The following is a 22,978-nucleotide window of genomic DNA, read 5'->3' on the forward strand; positions in this document are numbered from 1 at the left end:
GACCGCCGTTTCGAGCGGGGAATGCTCGCCGGGCCCGTGTTCTCAGGCCCGTCGCAGAACCGGGGCGCGTCACGGATCACCCGAATGGCGGGCCTTCCGAGCGCTCCACGACGCCGAGCCTCGCCCCGGTGCGAGCAGATCGAAGGAGCGGAGAAGGAACTGTGCGTCACTCCCGCCGACGACACCCCGTCGGCAGCGCGCCCTGGCCGATGCTGTACGTCGGCACCCCCGCACCCCAGCCCTGCGATCCCCCTACGGCGGCCCCCGCATTCTGCTGCGCCAGCTGGAGTACCTCGTCGCGCTCGCCAGGGAGCGGCACTTCGCCCGCGCCACGGCCGCCTGTCACGTGTCGCAGCCGCCGGTGTCCGCCGCGATACGACGACTCGAACACGAGCTGGGCGTGCCGGTCGTACGGCGGGGGAGGCGTTACGAGGGCCTGACGCCCGAGGGCGAGGTGGTGCTGGCGTGGGCGCACCGGATCCTCGCCGAACGCGACGCCCTGCAGCAGGAGTTGTCGATGCTGCGCGGCGATCGCGCACGGGGTGACGGTGGCCGAGGTGACCTACTGCAACAGCATCAGCGTCGCCGAGAACGTGGTGATGACGACGCTCACCCTCGTGCGCACCTACCCGCCCTCCCACCAGGTGGTCCTCGACGGCGGTTGGAACATCGCCGACTGCGTGGCCCGCTCGTACGACCTGGAGGCTATGCACGTCGGCACGGTCGCCGCCGGGCGGATCGGCCTCGCTGTGCTGTGGCGGCTCGCGCCCTTCGAGGTGAAGCTGCACTACACCGACCGGCACCGCTGCCCGCGGACGTCGAGCCGCGAGCTGGGGCTGGTCTTCCACGCGAGCGCCGCCGACATGGTGCCGCACTGGACGTCGTCACGATCAACGCAGCCCTCATCGACACCGCCCGGGCCAGGATCGTCGACCGGGACGCCGTCGACCGCGGCCTGCGCAGCGACCGGCTGGCGGGATACGCGGGCGATGTCTGGTACCCGCAGCCAGCCCCCGCCGACCACCCCTGGCGCACGATGCCGTACCACGGCATGACCCCGCACATCTCCGGCTCCTCCCTCTCCGCGCAGGCCCGCTACGCGGCCGGCCGATCCGCGAGGAGTACCTGATCGTCGACGCCGGCGCCCTCGCCGGGGCCGGCGCCCACGCGTACTCCGTCAAGGGGTGAGCGGGGGAGTCACGGGCAGCGGGTGAGGTGACCGGACCGGTCAGGATCGGAGAAGCCCCGGTCACCTCTCCCGATCTAAGGTCGGTCTGACGTTAGGCTCGGAGCCGGTCGGACCGGGCCGGGCGATGCCGACGAGGACCGCGCAGGCCGCCCCGCCCGCCCCACGGATGGAGACACGATGAGCATGGCCCCGAGGACGGACACGAGGTCGCCCGCGCCGCACGCTGCCGACAGCCACGAGTGGATCCGCGTGCACGGCGCACGCGAGAACAACCTCAAGGACGTCAGCATCGAGATCCCGAAGCGCCGGCTGACCGTGTTCACCGGCGTCTCCGGCTCCGGCAAGAGCTCGCTGGTGTTCGACACCATCGCCGCCGAGTCGCAGCGGCTGATCAACGAGACGTACAGCGCCTTCGTCCAGGGCTTCATGCCGAACCTGGCGCGACCCGAGGTCGACGTCCTCGAAGGGCTGACCACCGCGATCACCGTCGACCAGCAGCGGATGGGCGGCGACCCCCGCTCCACGGTGGGCACCGCCACCGACGCCAACGCCATGCTGCGCATCCTCTTCAGCCGGCTCGGCACGCCGCACCTCGGCTCGCCGAAGGCGTTCTCGTTCAACGTCGCCTCGATCAGCGGCGCGGGCGCGGTGACCGTGGACCGCGGCGGACAGAAGGTGAAGGAGCGCCGCTCCTTCAGCATCACCGGCGGCATGTGCACGCGCTGCGAGGGCCGGGGCTCGGTCACGGACCTCGACCTCGCTCAGCTCTACGACGACTCCAAGTCGCTCGCCGAGGGCGCGTTCACCATCCCCGGCTATACGGCGGGCGGCTGGAACTACCGGCTCTACACCGAGTCCGGCTTCTTCGACCCGGACAAACCGATCCGCAAGTACACCAAGAAGGAGCTGCACAACCTGCTCCACCACGAGCCGACCCGGATGAAGATCGCGGGCATCAACATGACCTACGAGGGTCTGATCCCGCGCATCCAGAAGTCGATGCTCGCCAAGGACAGGGAGTCGATGCAGCCGCACATCCGCGAGTTCGTGGACCGCGCGGTCGCCTTCACCACCTGCCCCGACTGCGACGGCACCCGGCTCAACGAGGGCGCCCGCTCGTCGAAGATCAAAGGGGTCAGCATCGCCGACGCCTGCGCGATGCAGATCAGCGACCTGGCCGAGTGGGTGCGCGGCCTCGACGAGCCGTCGGTGGCGCCGCTGCTCAGCACGCTCGTGCACACCCTCGACTCGTTCGTGGAGATCGGCCTCGGCTACCTCTCCCTCGAACGGCCCTCGGGCACGCTGTCGGGCGGTGAGGCGCAGCGCGTCAAGATGATCCGCCACCTCGGCTCCTCGCTCACCGACGTCACCTACGTCTTCGACGAGCCCACCACGGGCCTGCACCCCCATGACATCCAGCGGATGAACAAGCTGCTGCTGCGGCTGCGCGACAAGGGCAACACGGTGCTCGTCGTGGAGCACAAGCCGGAGGTCATCGCGATCGCCGACCACGTCGTCGACCTCGGCCCCGGCGCCGGCACGGCGGGCGGCACCGTCTGCTTCGAGGGAACCGTCGAGGGGCTGCGGACCGGCGGCACCATCACCGGCCGCCACCTCGACGACCGGGCCGCCGTCAAGGAGACGGTGCGCAAGCCCACCGGCGCGCTGGAGATCCGCGGCGCGACGATGCACAACCTGCAGGGCGTCGACGTCGACGTTCCGCTCGGGGTGCTGACCGTCGTCACCGGCGTCGCGGGATCCGGCAAGAGCTCGCTCGTCCACGGGTCGATCCCGGCCGGCGCGGGCGTCGTGTCGGTCGACCAGAGCCCGATCCGCGGCTCGCGCCGGAGCAACCCGGCGACGTACACCGGACTGCTCGAACCGATCCGCAAGGCCTTCGCGAAGACCAACGGCGTGAAGCCGGCCCTGTTCAGCGCCAACTCCGAGGGCGCCTGCCCCACCTGCAACGGCGCCGGCGTCATCTACACCGACCTGGCGATGATGGCCGGTGTCGCCACCACCTGCGAGGAGTGCGAGGGGAAGCGGTTCGACGCATCGGTGCTGGAGTACCACCTCGGCGGCCGCGACATCAGCGAGGTGCTGGCGATGTCGGTGGCCGAGGCCGAGGAGTTCTTCGGCGCCGGCGAGGCGCGCACCCCCGCCGCGCACCGCATCCTCGACCGGCTCGCCGACGTCGGGCTCGGCTACCTCACTCTCGGCCAGCCGCTCACCACGCTGTCCGGCGGCGAGCGGCAGCGGCTGAAGCTGGCGACCCACATGGCCGAGAAGGGCGGTGTCTACGTCCTCGACGAGCCGACCGCGGGCCTTCACCTCGCCGATGTCGCACAGCTGCTCGGCCTGCTCGACCGGCTGGTCGACTCCGGCAAGTCGGTCATCGTCGTCGAGCACCACCAGGCGGTCATGGCGCACGCGGACTGGATCATCGACCTCGGCCCCGGCGCCGGCCACGACGGCGGCCGGATCGTCTTCGAGGGCACCCCCGCCGACCTCGTCGCCGTCCGCTCCACCCTCACCGGCGAGCACCTCGCAGACTACGTCGGCGCCTGACCGGGTCGGCTCGGGGTCAGGGGCTCGAATTCCCTTGCGGACTGCGGGACATGGTTGCGCAGTCCGCCTTCCGGTAGTCACTCCGCGGCATGCTGGCGGATCTGGCCACTACGCCGGAGATCGACGTCGTGGTGGTCAGCGGTGACATCGCGGACGACGGATCGCCGGAGGCGTACACGGCCGCGCGTGAACTCATCGGGTCCTTCGCGTCGGCCCGGAATGTGCCCGTGCTGTACAGCACCGGAAATCACGACGAGCGCGGCGCCTTTGCGAAGGTCCTCGGCAGCGGCCATCGCCGCGATCGAGGCGGTCGCTCCGCACGGCATGGTCACCGGCGACCGCTACGCACCCGAGTTCATGGGGACGCTCAACGGCTGAGAGCCGCCGATACCTCCCCCGCACACCCCCCCGAGCCCCGACGGCTTCTCGTTCGGAATCCTTCCTGATCCGAGCCGGAGACCAGAGGATTCTGGTGGATCTGGCCGTGGGGAAGATCGACGTGGACACGTGATGGCTGGGTGATGGTCGCCGCTATCCATCAGTTCGCTGCTGGTTTGCCGATGCCGCATCGCGAGGGGCCTGGTGGGGTCGGCGCATGTGTGGGAGGGGCGTCTGGGCGGCGAGGTGGTCCTGTAGCAGTGCGTGACGGAATTGGTAGACCGGGCCGACCTGCCGGAGGATTCCCAGGCGGTGGGCATCCTGAAGGAATGCCATCGTGTTCCGGGGGAGTCCCCCGCGCCGGGCGAACCGTAGCCGGGCAGCGGCGAAATGGCCCCAGTTTGTTGCTGACAGCGTCAGCAGAGTGCCGAGCGCCGCTGACGTCGGCAGGTCTCCGCCGGCTGCGTTGCGCATGCCTTCGACGAGATTGTCGAGATGTCCGTAGTACTGCTGGGGAGCATGGCGCATCGCGGAATAGACCATGAACGCGAGAGCGGACAGGGCGGCCACGGCGAGGGTGTAGCGGCGATCCGCCCGCAGTGAGGACACGGGGGTGGCACCGCTGTCCGATGCCAGGGGCGCGCGGACGAAGCGCAGGAGTGCCAGCCCCAGCCCGAAGAGCACCCCTAGTGCAAGCGGCGTCGTGTTGTCGGTGATGTTGCTCAGCAGGGTCAGCGGGCTCTGCGGCTGCAGCGTGAAGACGTGGGGCAGCACGTTGCACAGCAGACCGAAACCGAGGACAGCCAGAGGGACGGAAGCAAGTTCGGTGGCCAGCAGCCTCCCTCGGCCGCGTACGCCGAACCGGGCCCGAACGGGCAGGGACGGCGGGTGCGGCGGACCGGCCGCCAGCACGGTCACGGTGTACGGGATCACCGCCATGGCCATCGGCGACACGTAGCGCCATGGGATGAATACGGGTTCGCCTCGGATGTAGGCGCGTGCCAGGTCGTACAGTCCCCCCTGCAGCATCCCGGCGCTGCAGCCGAGCAGCAGGGCCAGGCCGGCGGCTGCGGCCCCGCGCGAGGGGGTGCACCGGCGCAGCACGGGAGCGACCACCACGAGGAACAGCACGGTGCATGCGTACTCGCCTGCCCGTGGTGCCACCCACGAAGACTGTCCTCCCGCCCAGAACCCCGCACCGAGGAAGGCAGCGAAGACCCCCAGTGCGAGGCAGAGCGCTCGGCGCCATGTGCGGGCCGGGGTCGGATCTGCCCGGTGAAGACGCCACCACTCGATGTCGTAGGTGCCCTTGCTGTGCAGTTGGGAGGCGAGTTGCCCGAGGCGGCGCGGCGCGTCCCCGAGTTCGCTCCTCGCGCGGCGGGTGCCCGGGTGTGCGACGGCGAGCCGGGCATCCCGGTCACAGAGCGCGGGGACCACGCCGGCGAGCAGGTGCTTGGTGACGGCAGCGCTGTCGGGGAAGCGGACGACGTCGGTGAGTTCTTCCGGGCCGACCGTACGCGTCGAACCGGACGGCGCTGCGTAGACCAGCCTGGCCATGGAGGCATTGAGCGGGTTGGTGAGGGCGGTTGCTGCCGGGCCCTGCGGATCGGCTCGCAGTCGCTGGGCCAGCCTGCTCCAGCCGGGGTTGACGTCGCCGGGGGCGGCGCCGAGGGTGAGGAACTCCGCCACCGCATCCACACTCACCGGCTGCGGCTCGATCACGGCTGCTGCGGTCAGCACGTCCTGGCACCGAGCCACCGCCTGCTCGTAGGCGCCCGTACGACACGTGAGAACGAGGGAACCACCCTCCGCCAGCCAGTCGTTGACCATGGTGAACACCCGCACCTGATGCGGGGCAGGTACCTCGTCGAGCCCGTCCAGCACGGGCAACAGACGGTGACTCGCGAGAAGTTCGGCCATGGCTTCGCTTCCATGGACTCGCCGGTCGCCGAGTGCCGGGTACTCGGTGGTGAGCCGTTGCTGCAGCCAGGCCCGCAGGTTCGTGTGGCCGAGCACGTCTGAGGAGAGCGAGAGGATCACCGGGACCGGATCGCCGGGCGCGCGGGTGCGCAGGAGGGCGAGGGTCAGCAGAAGTGCCAGAGTGGTCTTGCCCGATCCAGCCGGACCGATGATGACCAGCCGCTGCCGGGCGAGCGCGCGAAAAGCCGCAGCGAGTCCTGCGGCGTCGTCCGCGCGGCAGTCGAGCGGTGTTCCGACGAGCGCGCGATGGTCGGCGAGTGGGCGTGGGCTGTCCACCCAGCGGACGTCCAAAGGCCGTGGATCGTCCAGCCGGCGCAGCGCTGCCTCCCGGATCCAGACCTGCTGGACGAGGCGGGCCAGCCGGTCCTCCGCAGCGGCGAGCTGCTCGGCCGTCGGTGGCGGCCCGCCGGCGGAGTTCTCACGGGCCCAGAGGATCAGCGCGACCACGGCGCCCCAGGCACCGAGTACGGAGGCGGCGTTGCCGGCGTACTCCACGCTCTTGCCGATCCAGGCCGTCACCATCGCGGCGATGATGACGGCGGACGCCCCCACTGCCACGACCCAGCGCCAGCGCAACACGGCTTGCCTCCATGACCTGTCGATCACCCGATCCGGGACGTCACCGGACCAACGAGAGGCAGAAGCGGAAGGCAACGAGAACGCCTTGACCCCGGTCGGCTACATGCCCCAGACGGCGCGCACGGCGCCGAACCGGCCTACGGGGAAGTCGGATCCGGCGCCGACCAGGGCGCCCTGGTCTCGCCGGCCTCGGGCGGGGAAGAGCGCGGCGACGCGTTCGGGGCCGGCCAGGTCGCCGTGCTCCATCACCAGCAGGGTCAGCCCAGGTACACCGGTGCCAGGGCGGACGTCAGCCGGCGGGTCGGGGTGCCCGAGCCGTCGGCCGGGACCGTGTACAGGTCCGCGCCGTAGTCGCCGGGCAGCGCGTACGCCACGGTCCGCGAGTTCACCCAGACCACCTGGTCGTCGACGCTCCGGGTCTCGGCCAGCGGGGTCTCCTTGAAGGTGGCCAGGTCCAGGGAGTACAGCCGCCACGGGGCCTCGGCGGGCAGGCCCTTCACCCGCTTCTTGTAGACGACGTGTGTGCCGTCGGGGGAGAGCGACGGGCACTCTGCGTTGGTGTGCACGGCCGTCAGCTTCCGCTCGGTGAGGTCGCCCCGCATCAGGTACGTGCGGCCGCCGGTCGCCATCGTCGCGTAGAAGTGCCGGTCGTCGGAGTCGAAGGTGACCCCCCAGTAGTTGACGTCCGTCGCCGCTACCCGCTTGCCGTCCCGGACCGCGGTGAACTGCTCCAAGGATGCGGTGAGATGGCCGGTCCGGGTGTCCAGGACGGCGGTTCTGGTGGAGAAGTCGGTGCCGGCATACGAGTCGCCGCCCACGAAGACCGTCCAGGCGACCAGATGCCCCGAGGGAGAGACCCTGGCCCGCGTCGGAATGCCCGCAAGGCTGTAGCGGGCGCGTTCCCTCAGGCCGGCGTCCAGGATCACGGCCCGGTAGCCCTTCAGCAACGGGCCCTGGACGGACCGCAGGCAGACCCCGGTCCCGGCGGCGGCGTGGAAGCGCAGGCAGCGCACCCCCGAGGCGGTGCGCGGGCCACCCGGTGCCGCGGCGGGCACGGTGGCCAGTTCGTCCCGGTGCGGGCCCCAGGCCATGGTGCGGAAGACGATCCGGCGCTGTCCGCCCGGGGCGAGGGAGACCTGCCCGGCACGCACGTCGGGACCACCCGCCTGCGCCTGGGTCCTGTCGTCCGCCCGCCCGGCGGCACGCCAGACCGCCGCCCCGGCCGCACAACCCAGGACGAGGGCAGCGGCCAGCAGGACCAGCAGCCGGTTGCGGTGGGTCATTCGGGGGCCTTTCTCGGAGCAGCGGGAGCGGGGTCGGTGCGATCCCCGGAGCGGCCCGGATCCGCCGGGTCTCCGGGGCCGAAGCGGGTGGCGAGGAGGACCGTCACGGTCAGCCCGGCGGCGGCCGTGCACAGGGCCGGACGCTCCCCCCAGGCCGTCCACGCGGCGCCGAAGGCCAGCGAGCAGGCGAACCGCGCCAGCGCCTGACCGGTCTGTACGACGGCCAGCCCGCCCCCGCGCAGTTCGTCCGGTACGGCTCCGGCGGCGGCCGCCATCAGCACGCCGTCGGTGGCCGCGTAGAACAGGCCGTGCAGGAGCAGCACCGCATACGGCAGGGCCGGGCCGCGCCACGGCGACAGCATCACCCCGTAGGCGAGCAGCAGCGCGAGATGGCCGGCGAGGAACACCCGCCAGCGGCCGAACCGGTCGGCGAGCCGGCCGAGCGGTACCGCGAGCAGGAGGAAGGCACCGGCGGTGCCCAGGGGCAGGAGTGCGAACCAGCGGTCGGCCAGCCCGGAGCGGTGCTGGAGGAGCAGGAAGACGAAGGCGTCGCTGATGGTGGTCAGGCTCAACATCAGGGTGCACAGGGTGATGCGGCGCAGATCGCGGCGGCGCAGCAGGGCAAGGGAGGCCCGCAGCGAGACGCGTCGGCCGTCGGGGGCGGGGGCGGGGGCGGGTTCGGCACCGTACTCCGTGGTTCGCCCAGGGCGGGGTGCCCGCCCGGGGACGAACAGCACGAGGACGAGCACGCCGAGTACTGCCACGCACCCGCTCACCGCGAACACGGCGTCGTACCCGTCGGCCGCCTGACGCAGGATCAGGAAGGCGGTTGCCGGGCCCAACAGGGCGCCGACGGTGTCCATGGCCCGGTGCACGCCGAAGGCGCGCCCGCGCTCGGCGGGGTCGGCGGCCAGCGAGATCAGTGCATCGCGGGGTGCGGTGCGCAGTCCCTTGCCCGTGCGGTCGACGGCAAGCGCCGTACTGATCGCGGGGAGCGAACCAGCGGCCATGAGGAGGGGCTTGGCCAGCGCCGAGAGGCCGTAGCCGAGGCCGGCGATCATCTTGTGGCGGGCCCAGCGGTCGGCGAGATGGCCACCGGTCAGCCGGACGAGGGCGCTGACGCCGTTGTAGAAGCCGTCGAGAAAGCCGAAGGCGAGTGGCGTCAGGCCCAGTCCCGTCACCAGATAGAGCGGCAGTACGGCCGTCACCATCTCGGACGAGACATCGGTGACGAGACTGACCATGCCCAAGGCGTAGACCGTGGGCGCGAGGGCGGGCCGTCGTGCGGAACGCTTCGGGACAGCGCCGCCCTTCGCGCGCGTGCTATGGCTGTCTGCTACGTACACGGCTCGGGTCAGATCCAGCTGATGGTGAGGGGGAAGGCGGCGCCGGCGGTGGTGCCGGCGGCGTCGGTGGCGGTGGCGGTGATCTGGATGGTTCCGCTGCCCCACGGTTTGCCGGTGATGCGTCCGGTGGCGGAGTCGATGGACAGGCCCCAGGGCAGTCCGGTGGCGCTGTACTTCAGGGGTGCTGTGCCGCCGGTTGCGGTGATCTGAATGGTGCAGGACTGGTTGAACTTGCAGCTCTGCGGACCGGGGCTGGTCACCCTCAGATCACCCGAAGGCGGCTCCGTACCGCCGCCCGACCCGAAGACCTCGGAGATCGGGGTGGCGCTCGCGGCGTTGCCCGCGTGGGCCGTACCGAACAGATCCTCGAAGGTCCGCAGCAGGTGGAAGTGGTTGTACGCCCCGCTGTACTTGCCCGGCCTGACGTCCGCGCCGTAGAAGACCGTGGCGATCTGGTTCGAGCCGAGGTAGTTGTCCTCGTCCCAGGTGAACACCAGGAGGCTGTGGTGGGTCTTGGCCCACTGGGCGTAGCCGTCCAGGTTGTTCTTCAGCCAGGTGTCGCCGCTGCCGACCGCGCAGTCGTGCATGTCGTTGCACAGGTTGGGCACCACGAACGACAGGTCCGGCAGGGAGGCGAAGTCGGTCGTCGGGAACTGCGCCCAGGTCTTGCCCGTGGTCAGCGGCACGTTCTTGAAGGCGAACCACGGGTTGTGCTTCTGCGCGTACTTGCCGCTCGTGCAGGCCGTGGAACCCTCGGCGGGCAGGTCCTCGTTGTATGAGGCGAAGGTCTTGCCCGCCGCGATCAGCTCCTGTCCGAGGTTGGCCGCGGACATCGACTGGGCGGTGTAGCAGCCGTCGCCGGTGATGCCCTGTGTCGCGCCGGAGAAGAGGTTGAAGTAGTTGGGCTGGCTCGGGTGGGTGAGTGCCTTCATCCCGGTCAGACTCGCGCCCCCGCCCGCCAGTTGGTTGATGTACGGGGCGCTCGCGCTGCCGATGATCTCCCCGTACTGCTTGTTCTCGAACACCACGACGACCACGTGGTCGTAGGCGGGCAGGGCCGCGGCGGCAGCGGTAGGACGGGCGTCCGCGGCCGGGGAGTTGCTCAGGGCCGCTGCGGCGATCAGGCCGAGCGCGGCGAGGATTGCGCCGACGGTCGTCCCTCGCGGGGCGGGGTGTCTCATGGCTGTTGTCCCTTCTGCACGGTCGGTGTTGCTTCCTGTTCCTTCACCGGGTCAGTCCTCTCGCCGGGCCGCTCCGGCCACGGCGATGTTCAGCAAGCGCGGTACGGGCCGCTGCCGGGCGCGGAAGTCCTCAACCACCGTGGTGCGCACGGCGATCCGGCGGTCCTCGGGCAGCAGCATCAGCACGCTGCGCGGGACCGGCCCGCCCGTCGGCCAGACGCTCAGCGCTCCCGCCCGTCGCGCGCACTCCACGGCCCGCGGCGAGATCCGCGGCCCGGTCCTCCGGTCCGGCGCGGGCGGCCATCAGCACCAGCCGGGCGCCCAAGGCGGCCGGATCGAAGGAGACATGGCGGCGCGGTCCGTCGCCGAGCAGCAGCGCTGTGCCCGGCCGGGCGTACAGCACCCCGCCGCGCAGGGCCTCGTCCTCGTACGGCGCGACCTCCCGCAGGATCTCCGCGATGCGGGCCCGGGAGGCCGGACCCTCCTGCGAGGCGTGTACGTCGGCGGCCGCCAGCGCCACCACGCAGTCGGCCGGCTCCGCCAGGGAGAGCCCGGCGGCCTCCGTGAGCGTGCCGTGCACATGGAGGTCGGTGCCGCAGCGTCCGTACCCGGCCTCGGCGAGAGCGCGCAGCAGGGCGTAGGGGCGCCGGACCCAGCGCGGTACCTCCGGTGGCCGTGTCCCGGACAGCGGCAGCGTGCAGCTCTGCGCCGGGTGGCCGAGCGAGCTGAGCCGCACCAGCCCGTCCGTCCGCGGGGCCGCGGCCGCCGCGACCGGCCTGCCCGCTGCGGCCACCAGACCAGGGGAGCCCAGGTGAAAGGCGTGCGGGGCGCTCCACACCGCGGCCGGGGGACGGCCGTGAGCGGTCTCCAGCGCGTACGCGACCAGCCGGAACAGCGGGTCGGCGGTGGCCCGGCGGGCGAGCGAGATCGCCGCCCCCGGCACTGCGGCCGCGGGAGGGTGGTTGTTGGGTCCGGTCGGGGTGCCGGCCAGCCCCCGCACGTCGGGCGGGAGGTCGTCGGGTCCGGTCGGGGAGCCGACGGGTACCCGCGCTTCGGGCGGGAGGTTGTTGGGTCCGGTCGGGGGCCGACGGGTACCCGCACGTCGGGCGGCAGTCCGTTGGGTCGGGTCGGGGAGCCGACCGGTACCCGCACCTCGGTCGGCAGGTCGTCGGGCCCGGTGGGGCAGCCGACGGGTACCCGCACCCCGAACGGACCCCTCAGCCGCGCGGTCAGCTCGGCCAGGGCACGGCGCGCGGATCCCGCGTCCCGGCCCAGATCGAGCAGGCCGAGGGCGCCGGCCCGTTCGGCGGCGAGGACGATGGGCGCGTGGGGCTCCTCGAAGGGACTGACCGCGACGACGAGGTCACGGCCGGCGGGGGACTGGGCCGACTGGAGGGTCATAGGCGCTCCTTCTCCGGTGCGTCGTGCTGCGGGGGTACGCGATACGCGGTGCCGGGGGGGCGGGCATGGCTTGGCCGGGGCGGCGAGGGGGGGCGCCGGATCCGACGGTCAGCGGCGACGGGACGGCCCTGCGCCGCGCGTTCACGACCGGGGGCAGATCGTGCGATCGCCGCCTTGCACTGTCAACGCCCCTTCACCACGGGGACGTTCGCTTCGCGTGTCGCCATCGGTGCTGCGAAATCCGAAGCTGGAACGGGTGTGTTCGGCCCCCGCCTGCGCTGTTCCCCGTGGCACACGGGGCAGATCCGAGCCGCCGGGGTGGGAGGGAACCGCCCGCTCATGCCGGGTCGGTATGGCTTGCTACCGAGCCGGCATACGTCAGCTCAGGCGATGCCCGGCTGTTCGCCCGACTGCTCCTTACACCGGAACCTTTCGGGGGTTACCGTCCGGTCATGACCCCCACACTCGCGCAGCTTCGCTATCTCGTCGCGGTCGCGGACTGCCGTTCCATCACCGGCGCCGCAGCGTCGGTCTTCGTCGCCCAGTCCGCCCTGTCCCGGGCCGTGCAGGCCATGGAGCGCGATCTCGGTGTGGCCCTGCTGACCCGCACCAGCCGGGGTGTGGACCTCACACCCGAGGGCGCCCGCGTCGTGCGGCTCGCCCGGACCGTACTGGACGCGGTGGAGGCCATCGAGGACATCGGGGTCTGCCACACCGGGAACACCCAGGCCACGCTGCACCTGGTGACCACACCCACACTGGCCCTGGACCTGGCCACGGAACTGGTCGAGGCCTTCACCGCACGGCATCCAGGCATCGACGTACGGTTGCACCAAAGGGGGAGCCGGGAGGCGCTGGCGAGAGAACTCACGCAGCGCGAAGCCGAGTTGGGTCTCGTGGATCTGCCGGTGGACAAGGAGCTGTCGGCGCACCATCTCGTCGAACGCGAGATCGTACTCATCTCACCGCCGGGCACCCGGCTGCCCGACCCCGTGCCGTTCCGCTGTCTCGACGGGATGAACATGGTGCTGCCCACCCCGGGCGCGGGTCGGCGCACCGAGCTGGAGGCCATGTTCAGCTCCCTGGGGGTGCGCCCCGTCCCCTCGCTGGAGACCGATGAGCGGCTGGCCTGGGTGACGGGTGTGACGGACGGCCGGGGCTCGCTGATCTGGTACCGGGACGTGGTGTTACGGGCCTTCGGCCGCCGGGTGGAAGTACGGTCGTTCACCCCGCCTCTGCTCCGCCCCGTCGGGGTGGTCCACGCTCGGCGCCCGCTGAGCCGGGCGGGGCGGGCGTTTCTCACCCATGTGCGGCACAACTCACCCATACGCGAACCGATTCGGTGACGGGAGCGGGATGCGGGGGAGAGGAGCGAGGCGTATCGGAGCGGTGGGAGGTGAGGCTGGAGGGGGCGGGGGATGCCCGGGCGGAGGACGCGGAGGCTGGAGGGGGCGGGGCATGCCCCGGCGGAGGACACGAGGAGGCACCGGTGGGGGGCATGCACGGGTGGCATCGGGCCATGCCCAAAGGGCGCCCGATCGTCGCTTGGCCCTTGAAGGAACCGCAGTCACATTGTGCCCATGCCTCGACTCCTCACCCTCTCGCGGGCCACGGCGGCGGCGCTCGCCCTGGCCCTGTGTCCACTCCCCGCCGTGGCCTCGGCGTCGGCTCGCCCCACGCCCCGAGCCATCACCGTGCCCCGGTCGGGGCTCGCGCCGGAGCGCAAGTGCACTCTTCCCGCGGGGCTGACGGAATTCAGCGGCCTCGCCATGAGCGCCCGCCATCCCGGGATCTTCTACGCGGTCAACGACAGCGGGAACTCCAACCAGGTCTTCGCCGTCGACTGCTCCGGCGCGACCGGCAAGCTCAGAGCCACCCTCACCCTCTCGGGCACCACCAACACCGACTGGGAGGCCCTGGCCGTCGGCAGGGACACGGCGGGCCGCCCGGTGATCCTGGTCGGCGACATCGGCGACAACTTCGGCAGTCGCGCCTAGATACAGGTCCACAGCCTGCCCGAGCCGGACACCCTCGCCGACGCCACCGTCACCCCTGTGACGTACCGGTTCGCCTACTCCGACGGCAGGCACGACGCCGAGTCCCTGCTCGCCGACCCGGTCACCGGCCGGCTGTACGTGGCCAGCAAACTGATCGGCGCGGCCGGCCGGTTGTACCAGGCGCCGCTGCCGCCGGTGACCGGACAGGTCAACACCCTCAGCCCGGTGCGTTCGGGGCCGGTCTTCGCCACGGACGGCGCGTACGCGCCCACCGGGAAGTCGTACGTCATCCGCAGCGGCGGCCCGTTCGGCGCCAACACGGCCTATGTGTACGACTCCTCCGGCGGCAAACTCGCCGAGGTGGCGCTGCCCTCGCAGCCCCAGGGGGAGACGGTCACCTACGCCGACTGCGGCACGCTTCTCGTCGGCTCGGAGAACGACAGCCAGGTCTGGCGGGTCCCGCTGCCGCCGGAGGCCGCCCCGGGCTGCGGAGGTACCGAGCCTCCGCAGCCAGGTGATCTGAAGGTGACCAGCCCCGGCCCGCGGAGCTGCAAGTTCAACCAGTCCTGCACCATTCAGATCACCGCAACCGGCGGCACAGCACCCCTGAAGTACAGCGCCACCGGACTGCCCTGGGGCCTGTCCATCGACTCCGCCACCGGACGCATCACCGGCAAACCGTGGGGCAGCGGAACCATCCAGATCACCGCCACCGCCACCGACGCCGCCGGCACCACCGCCGACGCCACCTTCCCCCTCACCGTCAGCTGGATCTGACGCGCTCGGGAGAACAACCCCGGACGACGTCGAAGGCGCCCGGCTTCACCAGGTGACCGGCAGGCGCAGGGGGAAGCGGCGGATGGTCCCGGTGTCCCATCGGATGTCGTCGGGGGCGACATCGAGGCGCAGGTGGGGGAAGCGGGTCAGCAAGCCGGCGACCGCGCTCTCCAGCTCCGCCCGCGCGAGCGGTGCGGCAAGGCAGTGGTGTCCACCCCAGCCGAAGGTCATGTGCGGGCGCACCGGCCGTGCGAGGTCGAGCGTGTGCGGGTCGGGGAAGACGGACGGGTCGCGGTTGGCGGCCAGGTAGGACACGTGCACATAGTCGCCGGCCCTGATGGCGGTTCCCTCGACCTCCGCGTCCTCCAGCGCGATCCGTGGGATGCCCACGCCCTTGCGGAAGGGGATGAACCGCAGCAGCTCTTCCAGCGCGCCGGGGAACCGGTCGGGGTCGCGCGCGAGCGCGGCCCGCTCCTCGGGCCGGGTCAGCAGCAGGTAGGCGATGTTGCTGATCTGGCAGGTCGCCGTGTCGTTGCCGCTGAGGATGAGCGTCACGGCCAGGACCGCCAACTCGTCGTCGCTCAGGGGCTCCTCGCCCGCCGGCACCGGGGCAGCGGCCATCGCGCTGAGCAGGTCCTCACCCGGCGTCCTCCGCCGGTCCGGGACCAGTTCGGCGAAGTACGTCCGCAGGCAGGCCTTGGCGTCGGCCGCGTCCTTCTGGGCGCCGGGTGAGGTGGCCAGGAGCCGCATGGTGTACGCACGCAGCTGGTCGCGGTCGGCCTCGGGGACGGCGAGCAGCTCGCAGATCGTCAGGTGCGGCAGCGGAACCGACAGATGGGTCACCAGATCCGCGGGCGGTCCCGCCTCGGCCATCGCCGCGAGCAGCCCGGCCACCACCCGGTCCACAGCCGGCCGCATGCCTGCCACCCGCTCCCGGGTGAACGCCTGGGCCGCCACGTGCCGCAACCGGGTGCCGTGCGGCGGGTCCGCCACGTTGATCGATTCCGGCGACACGATGGGCTCGGGCGTCATCCTCGGATAGTCGCGCCCGACGATCGCCGCCCGGCTGAACCTCGGATCGCACGTCACCTGACGCACTCCGGCGAAGCTGGTCACCAGCCACGCCTCGGCCTCGCCGTAGGGCAACCGGATCCGGCTGACCGGACCGCGCTGCGCCAGCGAGGCCAGCGAGGGGTCGAACTCCAGCGCGTCGGCGAAGTCGAAGGGGCAGTCGAGCACTGCCGGGTCGTGGACGGACATACAGCCTCCTTTGTGCGCCGTCGGGCGCGTCACTTCCGAGGGTGTCGGTCTTTCCCGTGCCGGCCGTCCGGTGTCGTTGCGGCGGCCCGCGCGGTCGTCCGGCCTGATAGAGATCATCGTGCCCACTATGCGATAGTTTGATCAGCTTCGCAGAACAGGCGCTTCAGGCAACGAACTGGCCAGTTGGGTGAAAGCCGCTCAGATCCCCGCGTCCGCGCCGTGCTGCCGATGGGTCTCACGACGGACCCGGGGACGCCGGAGGAGACGACTGAAGGCGGGGGTCCCGACGGGACCGGTCGATGTCGTGCGCGGTGATGATCCCGCGCAGCCGGCCGTCGTCCACCACCAGGATCGGCAGGAAGCTCCCGGCGGCGCCGAGGCGCTCCAGGACGGAGTTCAGCAGTTCGTCCGGTGCGGCGAGCGTGCACTGGGACAGCGGGGTCGCGACGTCCCGTACCCGCAGTGACACCCGCTGCTCGGACGGCAGGGCGGCCAGTCGGCGTGGCCGTACGACACCGCTGGGCCGGCCGTCGAAGTCGAGCACCGGCAGCGCCGAGTGCCCTGTCCGGCCGGCCACCTCGGACAGGAAGCGGTCCACGGTCAGCCAGTCGGGGCCGGTGGCGACCGGCGTGGTCATCGCCTGACCGACCCGCACCCCGCGGAGGGCTGTGACGAGTTCGGACCACCGGCGTTCGGCCGCGGCGGCGCCCGCCACGAACAGGCCGACGAGCATCAGCCACAGCCCGCCGGACTGCCCCCTCACGAACGCCAGCCAGCCGATGACGCCCAGCGCCACCCCGACGACCTGGCCGCTGCGCCCGGCCGCCTGCTGGGCGCGTTCCCGGTCCCCCGTGCGCCACCACAGCACGGCCTGCAGCAGTCGGCCTCCGTCCAGCGGGGCAGCGGGCAGCAGGTTGAAGACGCCGAGCAACAGATTCGTGCCGCCGAGCCAGCCCAGCAGGACAAACACGATCCGCCAGCCCGGCACCTCCGCCACCGCTACCGCCGCTCCCAGCCCGATCCCGCCGAGCAGGAGGCTGGCGAGCGGTCCGCTGACGGCCACCGCGAACGCTGTCCGTGCCGTCGCCGGGCGGTCCATCCGGGTGAGTCCGCCGAGGGCCCACAGCGTCACGTCCCGCACGGAGATCCCCGCCCTGCGTGCCACCAGCGCATGCGCCACCTCGTGCACGATCAGACTCGCCAGCAACAGCAGTGCACCGGCGACTCCGGCGATCGCGTACGCCACCGGCGCCAGACCCGGCGCGTACCCGGGCAGTGTCCGGGAAGCCAGACCGTACGCGAAGAAGAGCATGATCAACGGCACGCTCCAGTGCGCCCGCACCGCCAGCCCCCGGACACTCCCGAGCCGGATCGAACGCTTCATCGCCATCACCGCCGACGACTCGTGCCCTCCGACTGGCAGGCATGGTCCGCCCCCTGTTGGCCCTCAGCCGCCCACTGCTTCGCGCTGGGCGAGGGCTCCTTCGGCGCTGTCCCGATCCAGCAGGCCCAGCAGGTGCCCCTCCGGATCGGTGACCGGGACCGCGGCCGTGCCCGTCTGCTGCATACGCTCCAGGAGCGGGGCGAGCAACTGGTCGGCTCTGACCGTGGTCGGCCCCGGTCGCATCGCGGCCCCGACGGTGTCGCCGCTCCGGTCAGCCGCTTCCTGGTGCCGGAGGAGCCCCATGACCACCTGGTCGTCGTCCACCACCACGGCGACCTGGCGGCCCGTCTCGTCGAGGATGTCCACGACGTCGTCGACCGACTGGTCCACGGTGCACAGGGGGACGTTCCGGTCGGCGACGTCCCCGGCCAGGGGCGTGTCGGCCGCCTCGCCCTCCCTCGGCAGACCGGCGGCCAGCCAGTCGGCCTTGCCGGGCACGTAGTCGAAGACCTCACGGAAACCGAGCCCACGCAGCCGTGCGGCGGCCCGCGGGCTCATGTCGCACAACTCGTCGGCGCAGTAGACGATGACGGGCCGGTGGGCGTCCAGCTGCCGCGGCGCCTCCTGGTCCAGGTCGCGCAGCCCGATGTGGATCGCGCCCGGCAGATGCACCTGGTCGTACGCCTGCTGGGGCAGTACCTCGACCAGTTGGGCCAGGTCCTGCTCCACGAGACGGAACACCTCCTGCCGGTCGAAAATGCGCGCCGACATGGCCCACCTCCCTTCGGCCTCCGAACCACCCGGGTACCCGGGTGGCGACACGTCACACGGACCACCTGGCCAGGGAACGGCCCGCCTCTGCGTGCGCAGGCCCGCACTCAGATCTCAGCACCGTCGGGCCTTGCCGCTGCACGCAGGACGGCGAGATCCGTACCCGGCAGGTGGATCCAGCCTTCCTGCCGGGCGGCCGCGCGCTCGTCCGCAGAGCGTGGCCACAGCGTGTCCCCGACCAGGACGGCGCGGGCGACCAGGGCGCAGACCAGCGCGTCGAGATGGTCGTGGCTGTCGACGCACCTCGCGCGCACCGGCGCGGGAAGAGCCGACCCCAAACCCGCCTCGATGGAGCGGACGATGTGCTCCCGGACGGCGTGCGCTTCGGGCATGGCGGTCTTGTAACTGCGGGTGAGGTGGATCCCCCAGCGCCGCAGCGCGGCGGCGGGATACACCTCGGCGACCGGCCCGGACCCGTCCCTGGGCACGGGGACGCCCGACGCCGCGAGCGCGTCGAGCAGATGGGCCGCTCGGAGCGCCACGACACCCAGCAGGTCGGTGGACACCGACAGGGGCGGCCGCATCGCGGTCGCCTTCCAGGTGAGGTCGTCGGTCAGCCGGAACCGCAACGGGTCCAGACCGGGCCTGCCGTCGGCACGCTCCTCGAACCGGACAGGAGGCGGCAGCCGCACGCCCTGGTGGTGGGCCACCACCGTCGCCACGAAGCTCGACGGCCAGCCGAGGGGGCAGTCGAGGCCGGTCTTGTCGGCCGCCCGGACCACAGCGAGCAGCTGCTCGTCCCCCTCGGGCACGACGAACTCCACCGCCAAGCCGTCCTGGGATCCCCAGACCACCCGGCACACGGCCGTGCGCCGTGCACGGGCGGCCAGATCGACGCCGACCGTCACCGTCTGCCGTCGTTCCATGCCTGGATCTTCCCGCAGCGAGCCGGGCAGGCCCACCCGTCAGCAGTGCCGTGGAGCGGCCCTCGGCGCGACGCCGCTGTCACTTGCCCCAGATCTTCCGGTACGCCTCCCGGTAGCCCGACGGGTCCCAGGTCGTGGCCCCTTCGCTGTTGGCCGCCGTGGCGATGTGGACGGGCGCGACATAACCGCTGGCAAGACGGCCGGAGAAGGCGCGGTTGAACTCGTCGACGATCTGCCAGCCCTGCAGCGACAGCGGCTCGGGAACGGTGGCCGCCTGGTACTGCCTGCTGTTGATGCGCTGGAAGGCGGACGGGTCGCCGTCGCCGGCGCCGATGTTGAAGGGCGGACCGGAGCCCTTCTCTCCGGCCGCGCGGAAGGCGGGGGCGGCATCGGCGAAGTACAGGTCGTTGATGGCGACGGAGTAGGTCCAGCTGCTCCCGAAGCGGGAGAGGAGGGAGGAGACCTCCCTCGGGGTACGGCTGCTCGCGTCCGGGATCGGGATGTTCTCGTACGCCAGCAGCCGCACGCCCGAACAGGCGGCCAGCCCCTTCCTGATCAGCTCGGACTTGTTCTTGGCGAAGGGAATCGAGGCGTCGGTGAAGAGGACGACCCCGGCGTTGCCGTGGGAGCGCGAGATGACCCACTGCGCGCTGATCGCGGCCACGTCGTCGACGTTGGTGGTGACGTTGGTGAAAAGCCTGGGCTTCTCGCTGGGGCCGGGGGAGGCGACCGCGTGCCAGCCGATGAGCGGGATGCGCGCCGCGCCTGCCCGTGCGACCTGCTGCGAGGTCGAGTTGGGGTCGAAGCCGCCGATGACGATGCCCGAAGGCTTGAGGGTCACGGCCGCGCTCAGTGCGGCCTGGATGCCGGCGGGGGTGCCCTCGCCGTCGATCACCCGGACGTGCCAGCCGATGACCCTCGCCGCCTCCCGCACGCCCTTCGCGGCGCCTGCGACTCCGGGGTTGGTCATGGTCTGCGCGACGTAGACGATCGTCTTGCCGGGCACCGCCGCGGGGCCACTGGTCGGCCCGTTCCAGGGGACGTCGGTCTTCTCTGCCCGGGCGACGGCGGCCTGGGCCGCTGCCTGGGCCGCGGGGCAGCCGCTCGGGCCCGTGGTGGAGACCCCGGAGGCGTTCGACGAGCCGCGTTCACAGCCCACGACGGCGGTTGCCGCCGCCAGCAGGGCGAGGGAGACGGATCGTGCCCTGACGACGCCGGGGACGGCCTTGCGGTTGCGGTGCACGGGAGCTCCTCTCGGAGGAATGAGCGGAGGAATCAGCGGGAAGAGCGGCCGGAGTGGGCCGGACGTGGGGCCCACGGCGTGGGTCATGGAGTGGTTCCCGCCGTGCCACCGTCCCGCGCCGAGGGCGGCGGCTGCGGAGGTACGGCGGATGCGTCGCGGGCCGCGCCGGCCCCGGTGCGCAGACGGCGGGCCGAGTAGCCGGCCAGGCCGACGGCGAGCAGGAGGGTGCCGCCGTAGAACAGGGGGATCGTCCAGAAGTCGGCGCCCATCTGGCCGATGCCGGTGAGACCGACGGCGAGCACGGCCACGGCGACGAGCGTGCCCAGGGCGTTGGGGCGGCCGGGTTTGATCGCGGTGGAGCCGAGGAGGGCGCCGACGAAGGCGGGCAGCAGATAGTCGAGGCCGACGCTGGGGTTGCCGATCTGCTGCTGGGCCGCGAGCAGCACACCGGCGCATCCGACGATCAGTCCCGATGCGGCGAAGGCGTAGACGGTGTACGTGCGCGTCGGGATGCCGACGAGGTCGGCGGCGCGTGGGTTCGAGCCGACGACGTAGAGGTACCGGCCGAGCGGCAGCCGCTCCAGCACCAGCCACAGAGCGACGGCGAGGGCGAGCACGTAGAAGGCGGGAACAGGAAGGCCGAGGAACCTGGAGTCGTAGAGGTCGGTGAAGGCGGCGGGGAGACCTTGCGGGCCGGGGACGATCCGGCCGCCGCCGGTGACCCAGCCGGTGACGGCGTACAGCATGCTGCCGGTCCCGAGGGTGGCGATGAAGGAGTCGATCCGGCCGAACTCGACGACGACACCGTTGAGGATGCCCACGACCGCGCCTGCGGTGATCACCGCGAGGCAGGCCCACGGCCAGGGCCACCCGTCGTTGACGACGAGCTGCATCACCATGACGTGCGCCAGGCCGAGGCCGTAGCCGATGGAGAGGTCGAACGCGCCGGTCACGATGGGGACCGTGGCGGCGAGCGCGAGGACGGCCGGGATCGACTGGTTGGACAGGATCGCGTCGACGGTGTCCCGCGTGGGAAACGTACGCGGCAGGGCGAGAGAGAAGATCAGGAAGAGCAGGACGGTGAGGGCCAGCAGGCCGTAGGCGCTGGTGAGATGTCCGGCGGGGCTCCGTCGGCGCGGCCGGGACGGGGACGGGGAGGAAGAGGGCGAGGCGGTCATGAGTCCGTCGTGGTTCCTGCGGGGGGCATGGCCGAAGCCGCCCGGGTGAGCCCGGCGACCGTGAGTGCCGGACCGCTCAGCTCGGCCGTCACGGACCCGCGGACGAACACCAGGGCCCGCCGGCACACGCCCGCGACCTCCTCGAAGTCCGTGGAGACGAGCAGCACCGCGAGGCCGGCGGACAGGGCCTCGTCGAGCAGGCGGTAGACCGCGGCCTTGGCTCCGATGTCCACGCTTGCGGTCGGCTCCTCCAGGATCAGCAGGCGCAGGCCCACCCGGAGCCACCGGCCGATCATGACCTTCTGCTGGTTTCCGCCGGACAGCGTGGCGATGGGGGCCTCGGTGTCGCGGGGACGCACCGAGAACCGTTCGATCAGGCCGGCGGCCTCGGCGCGTTCGCGGCGGGGGGCGACCCAGCGCAGCGCCGGCAGGCCTCCCGCGCGCGGGTTGGCCAGGAGGTTCTCCCGCACGGTCAGCTCGGCGGCGCAGCCCTCCCGCAGTCTGTCGCCGGGCACGAGGCCGACACCGAGGCGGACGGCGTCGGGGACGGTCCGGGGGCGGTACGGCCGGCCGCCGAGGAGTACCCGGCCGCCGAGGACGGGCCGGCTACCGGCGAGCGCTCGGCCCAGGTCCATGTGCCCGGCGCCGGAGAAGCCGACCAGGCCCAGGACCTCCCCGGCCCTGAGTTCCAGGCCGACCGGTCCCGCGCCGGCGGTCCGTACGCCGTCGAGGGTCAGGACGGCCGGGCCGCCGGCGGGGACGGTGGCCGGGCGGTAGGGGGTCGGTTCCTCGCCGACGATGTCATGCACGAGACGGGCGGGGCTGTGGCCCGCCAGCGGGCCGTGGCTGACGAGGCGGCCGTCACGCAGGACGGCGAAGGTGTCGGCGACCTCGTACACCTCGTCCAGGCGATGGCTGACGTAGAGGATGCCGTGACCCCGGTCGCGCAGGGTGTGCAGGACTCGGAAGAGCCGGGCGCAGTCGGTGGCGGGCAGGCGGGCGGTCGGCTCGTCGAGGACGATGAGCCTCGCCCGGGCGGCGAGGGCTCGGGCGATGGCGACCAGCGCGCGCTCGGCGGGGGCGAGGCAGGCGATCGGCGCGTCGGGGTCGAGGTGTCCGGCGACGATCCGCAGGGCGTCGGTGCAGCGCTCCCGGGTCCGCCGCCAGGAGATCAGTCCGGCGCGGCGGGGATATCCGGTGCTCAGGGCGATGTTCTCGGCGACCGTCATCCACTCCACGAGACCGAGGTCCTGGTGGATGAAGGACATGCTGCGGGAGGCGGCATGACTCCCGAGCGGGTGCCCGTCCACCGTGATCTGTCCCGCGTCGGCCCGGTGGACGCCGGCGAGCACCTTGATCAGCGTGGACTTTCCGGCTCCGTTGGGGCCGAGGAGGGCGAGGACGCTGCCGGCGTGGACGTCGAGGTCGACCCCGTCCAGCGCGCGGGTCCCCCCGAACCGCTTGGCGAGCCCGCGGATGCGGACCAGGGGCTGCGCAGAGGCGTCGGGAGGGTCGTGCACGGACATCTCCGAGGGTC

The 22,978-nt window shown here is 72.0% G+C and carries 17 protein-coding genes and 3 pseudogenes; 7 read left to right on the forward strand and 13 right to left on the reverse strand.

Annotated features, from left to right (window positions below):
- Window positions 1-268: 268 nt before the first annotated feature.
- The 4 genes and pseudogenes from ACZ5DS_RS32815 to ACZ5DS_RS32830 all read left to right on the forward strand — a co-directional run.
- Window positions 269-526, forward strand: a pseudogene (locus ACZ5DS_RS32815) (LysR family transcriptional regulator); the annotation flags it as partial.
- Window positions 525-1,188: pseudogene (locus ACZ5DS_RS32820) on the forward strand (NAD(P)-dependent oxidoreductase); the annotation flags it as partial. The pseudogenes ACZ5DS_RS32815 and ACZ5DS_RS32820, both read left to right, overlap by 2 nt.
- Window positions 1,189-1,366: 178 nt before the next feature.
- Window positions 1,367-3,757, forward strand: coding sequence for an ATP-binding cassette domain-containing protein (locus ACZ5DS_RS32825; RefSeq protein ID WP_468245797.1), 2,391 nt, complete (start codon window positions 1,367-1,369; stop codon window positions 3,755-3,757).
- Between the two features lie 89 nt (window positions 3,758-3,846).
- Window positions 3,847-3,969 (forward strand): annotated as a pseudogene (locus ACZ5DS_RS32830) (metallophosphoesterase); the annotation flags it as partial.
- A gap of 319 nt (window positions 3,970-4,288) precedes the next feature.
- Here the strand turns inward: ACZ5DS_RS32830 and ACZ5DS_RS32835 are convergent.
- The 6 genes from ACZ5DS_RS32835 to ACZ5DS_RS32860 all read right to left on the reverse strand — a co-directional run bounded on the left by ACZ5DS_RS32835 (window position 4,289) and on the right by ACZ5DS_RS32860 (window position 11,504).
- Window positions 4,289-6,694, reverse strand: a complete 2,406-nt coding sequence (locus ACZ5DS_RS32835) for an NACHT domain-containing protein (RefSeq protein ID WP_468245799.1) — start codon at window positions 6,692-6,694, stop codon at window positions 4,289-4,291.
- A 99-nt stretch (window positions 6,695-6,793) separates the two neighbouring features.
- Window positions 6,794-6,940, reverse strand: a complete 147-nt coding sequence (locus ACZ5DS_RS32840) for a hypothetical protein (protein ID WP_468245802.1) — start codon at window positions 6,938-6,940, stop codon at window positions 6,794-6,796.
- Window positions 6,941-6,951: 11 nt separating this feature from the next.
- Window positions 6,952-7,977 carry a TolB family protein gene (locus tag ACZ5DS_RS32845; protein ID WP_468245804.1) on the reverse strand — a complete coding sequence of 342 codons (1,026 nt, stop codon included), beginning with the start codon at window positions 7,975-7,977 and terminating at the stop codon, window positions 6,952-6,954.
- Window positions 7,974-9,323 carry an MFS transporter gene (locus ACZ5DS_RS32850; RefSeq protein WP_468245806.1) on the reverse strand — a complete coding sequence of 450 codons (1,350 nt, stop codon included), beginning with the start codon at window positions 9,321-9,323 and terminating at the stop codon, window positions 7,974-7,976. Before ACZ5DS_RS32850 ends, ACZ5DS_RS32845 begins: the two co-directional genes overlap by 4 nt.
- 8 nt (window positions 9,324-9,331) lie before the next feature.
- The gene (locus tag ACZ5DS_RS32855) at window positions 9,332-10,504 is read right to left on the reverse strand and encodes an alkaline phosphatase family protein (RefSeq protein ID WP_468245809.1); all 1,173 of its coding nucleotides are present in this window, start codon (window positions 10,502-10,504) and stop codon (window positions 9,332-9,334) included.
- Window positions 10,505-10,634: 130 nt separating this feature from the next.
- The gene (locus ACZ5DS_RS32860) at window positions 10,635-11,504 is read right to left on the reverse strand and encodes a galactokinase (protein ID WP_468245811.1); all 870 of its coding nucleotides are present in this window, start codon (window positions 11,502-11,504) and stop codon (window positions 10,635-10,637) included.
- Window positions 11,505-12,357: 853 nt separating this feature from the next.
- Here ACZ5DS_RS32860 and ACZ5DS_RS32865 point away from each other — a divergent pair.
- The 3 genes from ACZ5DS_RS32865 (at window position 12,358) to ACZ5DS_RS32875 (ending at window position 14,679) form a co-directional block, all read left to right on the forward strand.
- Entirely contained in the window at window positions 12,358-13,251 is an 894-nt protein-coding gene (locus ACZ5DS_RS32865; protein WP_468245814.1) for a LysR family transcriptional regulator, read from the forward strand.
- 234 nt (window positions 13,252-13,485) lie between these two features.
- Window positions 13,486-13,902, forward strand: coding sequence for a hypothetical protein (locus ACZ5DS_RS32870; RefSeq protein ID WP_468245815.1), 417 nt, complete (start codon window positions 13,486-13,488; stop codon window positions 13,900-13,902).
- A gap of 57 nt (window positions 13,903-13,959) precedes the next feature.
- A complete protein-coding gene (locus ACZ5DS_RS32875; protein WP_468245816.1) occupies window positions 13,960-14,679 on the forward strand; it encodes a putative Ig domain-containing protein in 720 nt (239 codons plus the stop codon).
- Between the two features lie 45 nt (window positions 14,680-14,724).
- Here ACZ5DS_RS32875 and ACZ5DS_RS32880 read toward each other — a convergent pair whose 3' ends face one another.
- The 7 genes from ACZ5DS_RS32880 to ACZ5DS_RS32910 all read right to left on the reverse strand — a co-directional run bounded on the left by ACZ5DS_RS32880 (window position 14,725) and on the right by ACZ5DS_RS32910 (window position 22,967).
- Entirely contained in the window at window positions 14,725-15,939 is a 1,215-nt protein-coding gene (locus tag ACZ5DS_RS32880; RefSeq protein ID WP_468245819.1) for a cytochrome P450, read from the reverse strand.
- A gap of 235 nt (window positions 15,940-16,174) precedes the next feature.
- Window positions 16,175-17,323 carry a site-2 protease family protein gene (locus tag ACZ5DS_RS32885; protein WP_468245821.1) on the reverse strand — a complete coding sequence of 383 codons (1,149 nt, stop codon included), beginning with the start codon at window positions 17,321-17,323 and terminating at the stop codon, window positions 16,175-16,177.
- Between the two features lie 63 nt (window positions 17,324-17,386).
- The gene (locus ACZ5DS_RS32890) at window positions 17,387-18,094 is read right to left on the reverse strand and encodes a CBS domain-containing protein (protein ID WP_468245823.1); all 708 of its coding nucleotides are present in this window, start codon (window positions 18,092-18,094) and stop codon (window positions 17,387-17,389) included.
- A gap of 107 nt (window positions 18,095-18,201) precedes the next feature.
- Window positions 18,202-19,020, reverse strand: a complete 819-nt coding sequence (locus tag ACZ5DS_RS32895) for a DUF429 domain-containing protein (RefSeq protein ID WP_468245826.1) — start codon at window positions 19,018-19,020, stop codon at window positions 18,202-18,204.
- 79 nt (window positions 19,021-19,099) lie between these two features.
- Entirely contained in the window at window positions 19,100-20,263 is a 1,164-nt protein-coding gene (locus ACZ5DS_RS32900; protein WP_468245828.1) for a substrate-binding domain-containing protein, read from the reverse strand.
- Window positions 20,264-20,346: 83 nt separating this feature from the next.
- Window positions 20,347-21,441, reverse strand: a complete 1,095-nt coding sequence (locus ACZ5DS_RS32905; RefSeq protein WP_468245830.1) for an ABC transporter permease — start codon at window positions 21,439-21,441, stop codon at window positions 20,347-20,349.
- Window positions 21,438-22,967, reverse strand: coding sequence for a sugar ABC transporter ATP-binding protein (locus tag ACZ5DS_RS32910; RefSeq protein ID WP_468245833.1), 1,530 nt, complete (start codon window positions 22,965-22,967; stop codon window positions 21,438-21,440). Before ACZ5DS_RS32910 ends, ACZ5DS_RS32905 begins: the two co-directional genes overlap by 4 nt.
- Window positions 22,968-22,978 lie beyond the last annotated feature (11 nt).

The organism is Streptomyces sp. NPDC031100 (assembly GCF_055570785.1).